The following is an 11540-nucleotide window of genomic DNA, read 5'->3' as shown; positions in this document are numbered from 1 at the left end:
AGCGGTCTGGGTCGGGCCGGGTTTCTTCAGCATACCCGAATGAATCAAAAACCCCCGGCTCGCGCCAGGGGTTTGTCAGCGGTCTGAGGCCGCCTGAAGGCGGCCTACGCTCCGCGTCAGACGGCGCGAAAAATCCGGATCGGCCCGGCGCTCGCCCGGGCCGTTTCCTCCAAGCGGGCGCCAGCGAAGCTCGCGCCTCAATAGCGGCGCATCAGTCCGATCAGCCGGCCCTGAATGCGCACCCGATCGGGTCCGAAGATGCGGGTCTCGTAGGCCGGATTGGCTGCCTCGAGCGCGACGGACGCGCCTTTGCGGCGCAGACGCTTCAGCGTCGCTTCCTCGTCGTCCACCAGTGCGACGACGATGTCGCCGGTCTCCGCCGTGTCGCCTTTGCGGATCAGCACCGTGTCGCCGTCGAGAATACCGGCCTCGATCATGCTGTCCCCGCGCACTTCCAGCGCGAAATGCTCGCCAGAGCCGAGCATTTCCGGCGGCAGATGCAGCGTGTGGCTGCGGCTCTGAATCGCCGAGATCGGCGAGCCGGCGGCGATCCGCCCCATCACCGGGACGGCGACGATCGGCGGCACCTCTTCGTCTTCCGCCATCGGACGGACTTTGCCCAGGCTGCCCTCGATCACGCTCGGTGAAAAACCGCGCCCACTCCGCTGTCCGGCGAGCCCCGGCGCGACACTGTCCGGCAGGCGGACCACTTCGAGCGCCCGCGCGCGATTGGGCAGGCGCCGAATGAAGCCGCGCTCTTCGAGTGCCGTGATCAGGCGGTGAATGCCCGATTTGGAGCGCAGATCGAGCGCCTCCTTCATCTCGTCGAAGGAGGGTGGCACGCCGGTCTCCTTGAGGCGCTCATGGATGAAGCGCAGGAGATCGTACTGCTTGCGTGTCAACATGGCCGCCCCGTCCGTTCCGGCATCCTCGCCGCCCGCCCTCGTCCCCAGGCGGGAAAAGCGGCGAAACAAATCGGGAACGAGGATTACCTGTTCCTTTTGTGTTCCGCAAGCGTGAACATGGCGTAAACGGCCGGTCAGGCGTTGAAGGGAATGATCTCGCAGCCGTCGCCCGGCTCTCCCGGCGGGGCGTTCGGCTCGCGAATCAGCAGGCAGTCGGCCTGCGCCAGCACTGAGAGCATGGCCGAATCCTGGGTGGCGAACGGCGCCACAGCGAGGCCGCCATCGGCCGACGGCGTCGTGCGCGCACGCATATAATCCCGCCGGCCGTCATTGGCGCGCACCGGAGCGGCGAGCCGCGCGGGGCGGCGGTTCGGGCCGGGGGCCGCCCCCTGCAGCGCGTTGACGAGGGGCACCAGGAAGAGCAAAGCGCAGACATAGGCGGAGACCGGATTGCCCGGCAGGCCGAGCACCCGCAGGTCGGCGCGGCGGCCGAACATCAGAGGCTTTCCCGGGCGCAGGGCGATCTTGTGGACGGAGAGCGCGATCCCCTCCGCGCGCAGCGCCGGGGCGATGAGATCGTGCTCCCCGACCGACGCGCCGCCGGACGTGACCAGAATGTCGTAGCCGCGCGACGCCGCATCGCGCACGGCTGAGCGGGTCGCGTCCATGTCGTCGCGCACCAGGCCGAGATCGTCGACATGGGCGCCGGCGGCACGGCACAAGGCCGCGAGACCATAGACGTTCGAAACCACCACTTCGGATGCCGCGCCGGTGGCGTCGCCCGGCCGGACCAGTTCGTCCCCGGTCTGGAGAATGGCGATGCGGGGCCGGCGCCGCACCGGCAGTTCGGCCAAATTTCCGGCGGCAGCGAGCATCAGGCTGCGCGCGTCGAGCCGGTGGCCGGCGGGAAGAAGCAGCCCCCCGGCCGCGAAATCGAAGCCGGCCAGGCGGACATTGCGGCCGGCTCCCGTCGCTGCGATCAGCGTGACGTCGTCGCCGTCCCGGCTGGTGTTTTCCTGAATGACGACGGTGTCGGCGCCCGCGGGCACGAGGGCGCCGGTAAAGATGCGCACCGCTTCGCCGGCCCCCACCCGACCCTGGAAAGGATGTCCCGCCGCCGATGTGCCGATCACCCGCAGGCGGGCGGGGAGACCGGGGAGCGCGTCCGACGCCACGGCATAGCCGTCCATCGCGGACATGTCGGCTTCCGGCTGGCTGCGGCGGGCGGACAGCGCCGCGGCGAGCACCCGCCCGTCGGCTTCTCCGATCGCCACGGTTTCGGCGGGCAGGGGATCGAGATCGGCGAGGATCTCGGCGAGCGCCGTATCCACCGGCATCAGGGCCATCGGCGCCTCACGCCTCCGCCACGAAACGGCCCGAGCGCCCGCCGGATTTCTCCAGGAGGCGTACGCCCTCGATCCGCATGGCGCGGTCGGCGGCCTTGGCCATGTCGTAGATGGTGAGGCAGGCCACCGAAACGGCGGTCAGGGCTTCCATCTCGACCCCGGTCTGCCCAGCGGTTCGCACCCGCGCGATGACGCGCAGGCCCGGAAGCGCAGCATCGGGGGTGATCTCGACCTCCACCTTGGTCAGCATCAACGGGTGGCAGAGCGGGATCAAATCATGGGTCCGCTTCGCTGCCATGATGCCGGCAATGCGGGCGACGCCCAGCACGTCGCCTTTCTTGGCATTGCCTGAAAGGATGAGGTCGAGCGTCTCCGGTGCCATCGCGACATGGCCTTCGGCCAGCGCCTCGCGTGCGGTCGTCTCCTTGTCGGAGACGTCGACCATCCGGGCGGCGCCGCTGGCGTCGAGATGGGTGAGGGACGCCATGTCTATTTGGACCGCGTCCAGGTCTGGGTTTCGCAGAACGGCACCACCACGCAGCCGCGCACCTTGAGGGTGTTGTCCCCCTCCAGTGTCAGGGTGGCGCTGTAGGTCTTGCCGTCGTCGGGATTGTAGATCTTGCCACCGGACCAGGCCCCCCCGCTGCCGGTGAAGCCCTGGAGCATCAGCAGGCCCTTCAGCGGCCGGCTGCGTTGGCTCGCGTCAGAATTGCGGGAATCGGTCAAAGCCGGATTGGCCTTGATGTCGTCGGAGGAAACGAGGCGGCCGCAGACCGACGCGCCGCAGGGCGCGATCTCGACGATGCCGTTGTCGGTCGGGGTCAGCCAGGTGCCGGTGACGTCCGCGGCCAAGGCCGGTGCGGACAGAAACGCGAGGGTTGCGACCGCAATGAGCGCCGAACGCATGAAAGTCTCCGAAGCAAGCGCCGCATCCCCCGGCGCGGCGGCACTATGCCAGAGCCGGTTTCACCTCGCCAGCAAGGCGCGCGTGGCGGCGGCGACATCCGCCTGCCGCATCAGGCTCTCGCCGACCAGGATGGTGTGGATCCCGGTCGCGGCGAGGCGTGCGACGTCGGCGGGCGTGAAGATCCCGCTTTCGCCGATGCACAGCCGGTCGTCCGGAACCCTCGCCGACAGGCGCTCGCTGGTCGCCAGATCGGTCTCGAACGTGCGCAGATTGCGGTTGTTGATCCCGATGAGCGGCGCGGGCAGCCGCAGCGCACGGTCGAGTTCTTCTTCGTCGTGTACCTCGACGATCGCATCCATGCCCCAATCCTGCGCGCAGGCATAAAGGTCGGCCGCGAGCGCGTCGTCGACCGACGCCATGATGATCAAGATGCAGTCGGCCCCCCAGGCTCGCGCTTCCGCAACCTGATAGGTGTCGTGCATGAAATCCTTGCGCAGCGCCGGCAGGCGCGTCGCGGCGCGCGCGGCGATCAGGAAATCCGGCGCGCCCTGGAAGGAAGGGCCGTCGGTGAGCACCGAGAGGCAGGCGGCGCCGCCGGCCTCATAGGCGGCGGCGAGGGCGGGCGGATCGAAGTCGGGGCGGATCAGGCCCTTGGACGGGCTCGCTTTCTTCACTTCGGCAATCAACGCCGTTTCGCCCGCTTCGAGCCGCGCGCGCAAGGCGCCGGCGAACGGACGCACCGGATCGGCCGCGCGCGCCGCCGCCTCGATCTCCGGCCGCGGCCGGGCGGCCTTGGCGGCGGCGATTTCTTCGCGCTTGTAGTCGGCGATCCGGGTCAGAATATCGCTCATGGCTCGACCTTGGGGGCAAACTTCTGGGACACCGAGACCAGCGTTTCGAGCCGGGCACGGGCCGAACCGGTGTCGAGCGCGGTGGCCGCCATCGCGACGCCTTCGGTGAGGTCGGCGGCGCGGCCGGCGATCAGCAAAGTGGCCGCGGCATTGAAGATCGAGACGTCGCGATAGGCCCCCGGCGCGCCGTCCAGCACCGCCCGCAGCGCCTCGGCATTGTGGGCGGCATCGCCGCCCTTCAGCGCATCCGGCTCGGCACGGGTCAGTCCGACCTGTTCCGGGGCGATGGTGAAGGTGTGGATATGGCCGTCCTCCAGAGAGGCGACATCGGTGGGGCCGCACAGGGTGATCTCGTCCAGCCCGTCCGATCCGTGCACCACCCAGGCCCGCTCCGATCCCAGCGTCTTCAGCACCTCCGCGAGCGGCGCCAGCCACGCTTTGGAGAACACGCCGACCATCTGCCGCCGCACTCCCGCGGGATTGGACAGCGGACCGAGCAGATTGAAGATGGTCCGGGTGCCGAGTTCGACGCGCGCCGGCCCGACATGCTTCATCGCCGGGTGGTGGGCGGGGGCGAACATGAAGCCGATGCCGGCTTCGGCGATACAGCGCGCAATGGCGTCGGGGGCGAGATCGATCCGCACGCCGAGCGCGCTCAGGGCGTCCGCCGCCCCGGAGCGCGAAGACAGGGCGCGGTTGCCATGCTTCGCCACCGGCACGCCGGCTCCCGCAACGATGAAGGCGGCACAGGTCGAAATGTTGTAGGAGCCGGAGGCGTCGCCCCCAGTGCCGACCACATCCACCGCCGCGTCGGGCGCTTCGACGGGCAGCATCTTGGCGCGCATGACGGATACGGCGCCAGCGATTTCCTCGACCGTCTCGCCCCGCACCCGCAGTCCCATAAGCAGCGCGCCGATCTGCGCGGGGGTCGCCTCGCCCGACATCATCCGGTCGAACACATAGGCGGCTTCGGCGCGGGTCAGCGATGCGCCGGTGGCGACTTTCGAGAGCAGGGGGCGGAACTCGTCCATGCGTCAGCCTTTCCGGCTCTGGTTGAAGGCCGTCGCGATCTCCAGGAAATTGCGCAGCAGCGCGTGCCCGTTCTCCGAGGCGATGCTCTCGGGATGGAACTGGACGCCGTGGACCGGCAGCGCGCGGTGCGCGAGCCCCATGATCAGCCCGTCCTCGGTGTGCGCCGTGACTTCGAGGGCATCGGGAAGCGTCTCCCGCGCGACGATCAGGGAATGATAGCGCGTCGCCTGGAAAGCGCGGTTCAGCCCTCGGAACACCGAGCGGCCTTCGTGATGGATCTCCGACATCTTGCCGTGCATCGGCAGCGGGGCGCGCACCACGTCGCCACCGAACACCTGGCCGATCGCCTGATGGCCGAGGCATACGCCGAACAGCGGCACCTCCGGGCTCGCCCGCGCGATCAGATCGAGGCAGATGCCCGCCTCTGTCGGCGTGCAGGGGCCGGGGGAAATGACGATCGCGTCCGGCTTTTCCCCGAGCACCGCCTCGACGTCGCGCGCATCGTTGCGGTGGACGGTGACGGTCGCGCCGAGCTCGCCCAGATAGTGCCAGAGATTGTAGGTGAAGCTGTCGTAATTATCGATCAGCGTTACGGCGGTCATCGTGGCTCCCGGCCCGGCGGATCCGGGCGGCGCGCTCGCGCTCGATCCCTCGCAAGCCGCGGTTCGAATTAATGCCTAAGGCGGCCCGCGGCAAGCGCGGGCTCCCTTTGATGGTCCAAGAACCCCCGTCACGCCCGGATCGACGATGGGCGCAGGGGCGCGCGGCGCGCCCTTGGCCGGTCGGACCTGCGTGATCCAGCGCCCACGGCGATGCGTCCGCCCGTCATTCAGCTTCAACTCGGCCGGATGCGGCTTTAGTCTCTGTCGAAAAGGGAGGGGAAATGGACCGCCGGCAAGTGATCAAGACCTTCGCCTCGGCTGCCTTTCTGGCGCCGGCGGGTCGGCTGAATGCACAGTCGCCGCTTCCCGCCGCGCCCCAGACACGTGTGCGTCCCGCCGATCCGCAATGGCCGAGCGCTGCGGACTGGGCGGAGCTGCGCCGCCGCGTCGGTGGCCGGCTCGAGCGTGTCGCCTCGCCTTTGGCCGCGTGCGAGCGCACGCCCGATGGAGCGCTGTGCGAGACGGCGCTGCAAAATCTGGCGAACCCGTTCTTCATCCAGGACCAAGCGGGGGGGACCCAGTCCACGGGGTGGCTCGACGGCTGGACGGCCGCGCCGAGCGTCTATGCGGTCGTGCCGGAAAGCGCCGCGGACGTCGCCGCCGCGGTGGATTTCGCCCGCGCCAAGAGTCTCCGCCTCGTGGTGAAGGGGGGCGCGCATTCCTATCTCGGCCAGTCGAACGCCCCGGACAGCCTCCTCGTCTGGACCCGGCGGCTCGACGCGATCGAGATGCATGACGCCTTCGTGCCGGCAAACTGCGCCGGGGCGATCGCCCCCCAGCCCGCGGTGAGCATCGGTGCGGGCGCGAAGTTCATCCAGCTCTACGACCGCGTGGTGACGCAAGGCGGGCGCTTCGTCCAAGGCGGGGGATGCACCAGCGTCGGGGTCGGGGGACATGTCCAGACCGGCGGGTTCGGCAGCTTCTCCAAATATGGCGGCCTCGTTGCCGCGAGCCTGCTGGAGGCGGAAATCGTCACCGCGGACGGCCGGGTGCGGATCGCCAATGCCTGCACGCATCCGGACCTGTTCCTCGCCTTGAAGGGCGGCGGGGCCGGCTTCGGCATCACCACGCGTCTGACGCTCGCCACCCGCGACCTGCCGGAGCGGGCGGGATTTTTCGGCTGGAGCCTGCGCGCGACGTCCGATGCGGACTTCCGAGCCCTCGTCGCGGCGTTCTGCACCTTCGCGCAAGACCGTCTGATCAATCCCCATTGGGGCGAGCAGGTTGCGCTCGCCCCGGACAATGTGCTCGCCATCGCCATGGTGTTCCAAGGGCTCTCCGACGCCGAGGCCCATGCGACCTGGGAGCCCCTGCGGCGGTGGATCGCGGCGCAGGACGGGCGCATCGCCGAAGTCGCGCGGCCGCGCATCGTGTCGATGCCGGCGCGCCATTGGTGGGACTTCGCCTATCGCAAGGCACATGTGCCGCAATCGATCATCGAAGACACGCGCCCCGGGGCGGCGCCGGGGCGGTTCTGGTGGGCGGGGAATGCCGGGGAAGTGAGCCTCTACCTCACCGGCTACGAATCCGTCTGGCTGTCCGAGCGGTTGCTCGCGGCGGATCGCCGGGGCGGGCTGGTGGACGCCTTGTTCGCGGCGTCGCGCCATTTCGAGGTGTCGCTGCATTTCAACAAGGGGCTCGCGGGGGCAACGGAGGCCCGGCGGCGGGAGGCCCGCGAGACGTCGATCCATCCCGACGCGGTCGATGCCTTTGCGCTCGCTCTGGTGGCGAGCGGTCAGCCGCGCGCGTTTCCGGGGGTGCCGGGCCATGAGCCCGATGTCGTCGCGGGGCGGGCGAGCGCGGCGAAGATCGCCGCCGCCTTCGCGGAATTGCGCACGATTGCGCCGCGCGCGGGCTCCTATTCCTCGGAAATGAGCTTTTTTGAAAAGAAGTGGCAGGAGGCGGCGTGGGGGCCGAACTATGACCGTCTTCTCGCGGCCAAGATGAAATACGACCCGCAGGGCCTTTTCACCGGTCATCACCAGGTCGGTAGCGAATATTGGAGCGAAGACGGATTCACCCGTCTTAAATAGCGCCGCCGCACTGGATGGCGCGGAAGCTCCGTCCCGAGGTCGCGACCGAGCCCGTTCAGGATCAGGCGATCCTGAACGGGCTCGGTCTTTCAGCCGCGCGCTAAAGCGCCGCCTGTCGCCTCAGTGACGGCCGACCCACATGCCGACCACGAACCCGATGACCCCCGCCGCCAGAACCGCGTTCATGGGCCGGTCGTTCACGTAATCCTTGACCTGCCCGACCGCATTCTCGGCACGGCCCTGGATCTGGTCGGCATAGCCTTCGCCCCGGAGCGAATCGTTGCCGGAGATCGCGCCCGCGGCTTCTTTGGCCTTACCACCCCATTCGTTTGCGGCGCCCTTGATCCTATCCTCGTCCATGTGCATCTCCTTTGCGACGTCGGAAGCGCAACGTATTGGTGAGGTGTCTGTTCCACGGAGTGGCGGAATCCGGGCGCTTCACTTTCACGCAGACTGCAGAGCAGGCGGTGCGTCGAGAGCAGCCATGAGTGCGGCGGTGTGGGTCTGGTGGATCATGTGGCCGCCGCCGCGGACACGGTGAAGCGTGCTGTCCGGAATCAGGCGGTGCAGGCGTTTGGAATGGCCGAAGCCGATCACGCGGTCGGCATCGCCGGCGATGATCGCGACGGGCGCCGTGATACGCGCATAATCCTCCTGCGCCGCGAAGGCATGGGGAATGAGCATGGCGGTTTCCGCTGCCGCCGCCCGCAATTGCGAAGGGCGTAGCGCCATGCTGCGGGGGAAGGCGGAAAATTTCGCCGGTGTGCGTGGCGGTCCGAAGAACATGCGCATCAGAAGGGGCCAGGCCATCCTGCTCAAGGCGGGGGCGATCGTATAGCGCACGATGTCGCCGAGGATCGGGATCGCCGGCACGGAGAGGCCGAGAAAGCCCGGGCGGAAGGTCGGGAAATAATAGCCCGAGGCCAGGACCAGCCGCTGGACCATGTCCGGATGCCGAGCGGCCAATTGAACGGCGATGCTCGCGCCGAAGGAGTGGCCGAGCACGGTCGCCTTTTCAACGCCGATCAGGCCGAGCGCCTTGTGGATGAGATCCGCCTGCGCGGCCGGGGTCCACAGACGCCGGCGCGGCCGCGTGCTGTGTCCGAAGCCGGGACGGTCGAAGACGATGACCCGGTGTGTCTCGGCCGCGCGATCGAGCAACCCGCTCGCGGCGAAATCCTGGATCATCGCGCCGTTGCCGTGCAGCAGGACAAGCGGCGGCCCGCTTCCCCGCTCGACGAAATGCAGGCGCAACCCGTCGACTTCGAGGATCCGACCCTTCGCCGGATTGTCGCGTTCCGCCTTGCGGGCGAGGCGGGCATTGATGAGTGCCGCCGCGGTGAGGGCGGCGACGGTGGCTGCTGCGGAAAGGGCGATGGTTTTGGATTTCATGATGCGCGTCCTTGCAGGTGCGCGTGCTGCAGTGCGGGATGAGGCGCGATTCGATAACGGCCCAAAGTCCGCAGGTGTTCCGACGCGGTCCGACGTATTCCGTCAGGGATGCTGCGAAAGCCGGACGACGCTCATCTTGAGCCGTGGCGCGGTCCGCGAAACTTCGCCGCCGCCAAGGCGTTTCCGCCAAAATGCGGAGGATCAATCATGAGCTATGTGCGCTTCGCTGCCATGATCGCCACGTCGACCATCGTCATGTTTGGTCTGATGTATCTCAATACTTATGCGCTCGACCACGTGCTCTATAGCCAAACACGCACCTGGATGGCGCTGCTGATGGGGGCCACCATGGCGGTCGTCATGATGGCGTTCATGTGGGGGATGTATCCCAACCGACGTCTCAATGCCGGGATCATCGGCGCTGCGTTGGTCGTGTTCGGCGGATCTCTCTGGCTCGTCCGAAGCCAGGAGACAGTCGCCGATTTGGCCTACATGAAGGCGATGATCCCGCATCATTCGATTGCAATCATGACCAGTGAGCGTGCGCACATCCGAGACCCCCGTGTGCGCGAACTGGCCGACGCGATCATCGCGGCCCAACGGCGGGAAATTGCGGAAATGAAGAGCTTGATCGGCGACTTGTCGGCGCATCCGATTTCGGCCGACGCGCCGGATCTTCTCCCCTCTCAGCGGCTCGGGACCGCTTCGAACTGACCCCGACCTCGCTCGCCCCGGCGACGCGCGGGCGGCCGGAACGCCGCCGGGGCGGCCGGCTCTCTGGCCGGCCGTTTTGCCATAGCGTCAGTACATTGGCATGAAGGGGCCGCCCCAGGGCCCGTAATCGAACGCCATCTGCTGGTTCATCATCGCCGTCATCTGCTGCTGATTGGCGAGGCGTTGCTGAAACATCATCTGCTGATAATTCGCGTAATTGTCCTGCGTCCCATAATAAATGCAGCCGCACACGGTCGGATCGGCATAAATGTAGACCGGCTGGCCGTTCTGGTTCTGGACGGTGAATTTGTGCGGCGGCAAGGTCTTCAGCGAAGCGATCTTGTCCGGGGTATCAGCCAGGCGCATGCGGAAGCCCGCAGCCGCGAGCATGTTTTCCTTGTTCTGCGTTGCGGTCACGCACGCGCCGAGCGTCAAGCTTGCAAGCGTCGCAAGGGCAATGGCTTTAAGTTTCACTCTGGGCTCCTTGGCTGTCTCGAGGGCTTAACCCTAGCCGCAGAGGCTCGCGTGTCGAGTCGGAAGCTGGCGCATCCGGACCAGACGTTCCGAGGTGCAGCGAGGTTGCAGGCCGTTTGTGATGGCACGTCTCGGGATCCGGCCGAAGTCGTGAAAGAGTATTGGACTGGATCCAAAAAAGCTCGAACTGGATTGCAATGGGGTGCGGCGGCAAGTAACAAACCGGGCACTCAATCGGTCGCGCCCCATCCGCAGCGGCTTCCGGGTGTCAAGCCCTGACCGGCACCCGGCAGAGGCGGGGCGGTGCCCTGTGGCACCGCCCCGCGTTCGTCGCCGGCACAACCGACCGGGGCGCATTCGCAGTATGGCGGTGGCCGCGGCGAAAAATATTGGCTATGTGGTTCCAACGCTACGGTGGGGACCCCATGGCAACCGGTGATGTCTCAGTGACGATCGAGGGCGGCATCGCGCGCCTCACCCTGTCGAATCCCGCGCGGCGCAATGCCATATCCAGCAAGATGTGGCACGATCTGTCGTCTTTCGCCGCCGAAGCCGGCGGACGCGGCGACATTCGTGTCGCGCTGCTGCGCGGGGAGGGGACCCTGGCCTTTTCCGGGGGCGCCGACATTTCCGATTTCAGCGCCGCGCGCTCCGATGCCGCCGGCGCGCAGACCTATGACGAGCTCGTCGAGAGCGCCTGTACCGCGATCGAGAACCTCGCTTTTCCCGTCGTCGCTCTGGTGCGCGGCGCGTGCGTGGGGGCCGGAGCCGCTTTGGCCGCGAGCTGCGACATCCGGGTGGCGGCCGACGACGCCTTCCTCGCCATTCCCGCAGCGCGCCTCGGTCTCGGCTACGACCCGCGCGGCGTGGCACGGCTGGTGCGCGCCTTCGGCGGTCCGGTGGTGCGGCAACTCTTCTTCACCGCGACGAGCCTCGCCGCCCGGCGCGCCTATGAAATGGGGGCGCTCGACCATCTCGAGCCGCCGGATGCGGTGGATGCGGTCGCCGAGCGAATCGTCACGCGCATCTCGGAGAATGCGCCGCTGACGCTGAAGGCCGCGAAGCTGTCGATCCGCGCCGCCGAGGGCGTCGGCGGCGGTATCCTGACCGAGGCGCGGCACGTCACGCAATTGGCCAATGCGAGCGCCGATTACCGCGAGGGCAGGCTCGCTTTCGCAGAAAAACGGGCGCCGCGATTCACCGGGACGTGACGGCGGGCGTTGC

Annotated in this window: 13 protein-coding genes; 3 read left to right on the top strand and 10 right to left on the bottom strand. The window is 67.9% G+C overall.

Translation table 11 applies throughout. The features are described from left to right. Positions 1-197: 197 nt before the first annotated feature. The 7 genes from lexA to EDC64_RS22500 all read right to left on the bottom strand — a co-directional run bounded on the left by lexA (position 198) and on the right by EDC64_RS22500 (position 5643). On the bottom strand, positions 198-905 hold the full coding sequence (gene lexA / locus EDC64_RS22530; RefSeq protein WP_132035983.1) for a transcriptional repressor LexA: 708 nt from the start codon (positions 903-905) through the stop codon (positions 198-200). Between the two features lie 134 nt (positions 906-1039). After that, positions 1040-2251 carry a molybdopterin molybdotransferase MoeA gene (locus tag EDC64_RS22525; RefSeq protein WP_132035981.1) on the bottom strand — a complete coding sequence of 404 codons (1212 nt, stop codon included), beginning with the start codon at positions 2249-2251 and terminating at the stop codon, positions 1040-1042. Positions 2252-2258: 7 nt separating this feature from the next. Then, positions 2259-2738 (bottom strand): cyclic pyranopterin monophosphate synthase MoaC, encoded by a 480-nt coding sequence (gene moaC, locus EDC64_RS22520; protein ID WP_132035979.1) that lies wholly within the window; start codon positions 2736-2738, stop codon positions 2259-2261. A 2-nt stretch (positions 2739-2740) separates the two neighbouring features. Further along, on the bottom strand, positions 2741-3157 hold the full coding sequence (locus EDC64_RS22515) for a DUF2147 domain-containing protein (protein ID WP_132035978.1): 417 nt from the start codon (positions 3155-3157) through the stop codon (positions 2741-2743). A 60-nt stretch (positions 3158-3217) separates the two neighbouring features. Then, complete coding sequence (gene trpC / locus EDC64_RS22510) at positions 3218-4009, bottom strand: indole-3-glycerol phosphate synthase TrpC (protein WP_132035976.1); 792 nt, start codon at positions 4007-4009, stop codon at positions 3218-3220. Next, a complete protein-coding gene (gene trpD / locus EDC64_RS22505; protein ID WP_132035974.1) occupies positions 4006-5040 on the bottom strand; it encodes an anthranilate phosphoribosyltransferase in 1035 nt (344 codons plus the stop codon). The genes trpC and trpD overlap by 4 nt, the downstream gene beginning before the upstream one ends. Before the next feature lie 3 nt (positions 5041-5043). Continuing rightward, complete coding sequence (locus EDC64_RS22500) at positions 5044-5643, bottom strand: anthranilate synthase component II (RefSeq protein ID WP_132035972.1); 600 nt, start codon at positions 5641-5643, stop codon at positions 5044-5046. Positions 5644-5924: 281 nt separating this feature from the next. Between EDC64_RS22500 and EDC64_RS22495 the strand changes: the two genes are divergently transcribed. Then, entirely contained in the window at positions 5925-7736 is a 1812-nt protein-coding gene (locus tag EDC64_RS22495; protein WP_132035970.1) for an FAD-binding protein, read from the top strand. 120 nt (positions 7737-7856) lie between these two features. On the opposite strand, the gene EDC64_RS22490 is transcribed toward EDC64_RS22495, so the two are convergent. Then, the gene (locus tag EDC64_RS22490; protein ID WP_132035968.1) at positions 7857-8096 is read right to left on the bottom strand and encodes a CsbD family protein; all 240 of its coding nucleotides are present in this window, start codon (positions 8094-8096) and stop codon (positions 7857-7859) included. An 84-nt stretch (positions 8097-8180) separates the two neighbouring features. Then, positions 8181-9128, bottom strand: a complete 948-nt coding sequence (locus EDC64_RS22485; RefSeq protein ID WP_132035966.1) for an alpha/beta fold hydrolase — start codon at positions 9126-9128, stop codon at positions 8181-8183. 207 nt (positions 9129-9335) lie between these two features. Between EDC64_RS22485 and EDC64_RS22480 the strand changes: the two genes are divergently transcribed. Further along, complete coding sequence (locus tag EDC64_RS22480; RefSeq protein WP_132035964.1) at positions 9336-9842, top strand: DUF305 domain-containing protein; 507 nt, start codon at positions 9336-9338, stop codon at positions 9840-9842. Positions 9843-9929: 87 nt separating this feature from the next. Here EDC64_RS22480 and EDC64_RS22475 read toward each other — a convergent pair whose 3' ends face one another. Continuing rightward, the gene (locus EDC64_RS22475) at positions 9930-10316 is read right to left on the bottom strand and encodes a hypothetical protein (protein ID WP_132035962.1); all 387 of its coding nucleotides are present in this window, start codon (positions 10314-10316) and stop codon (positions 9930-9932) included. A gap of 425 nt (positions 10317-10741) precedes the next feature. On the opposite strand from EDC64_RS22475, the gene EDC64_RS22470 reads away from it, so the two are divergent. Beyond that, positions 10742-11527, top strand: a complete 786-nt coding sequence (locus tag EDC64_RS22470; protein WP_132035960.1) for an enoyl-CoA hydratase-related protein — start codon at positions 10742-10744, stop codon at positions 11525-11527. The last annotated feature ends 13 nt before the right edge of the window (positions 11528-11540 follow it).

It is taken from the genome of Aquabacter spiritensis (assembly GCF_004346185.1).
Taxonomy (GTDB): Bacteria; Pseudomonadota; Alphaproteobacteria; order Rhizobiales; family Xanthobacteraceae; genus Aquabacter; species Aquabacter spiritensis.
This window is presented reverse-complemented; position numbering and strand designations above follow the sequence as displayed.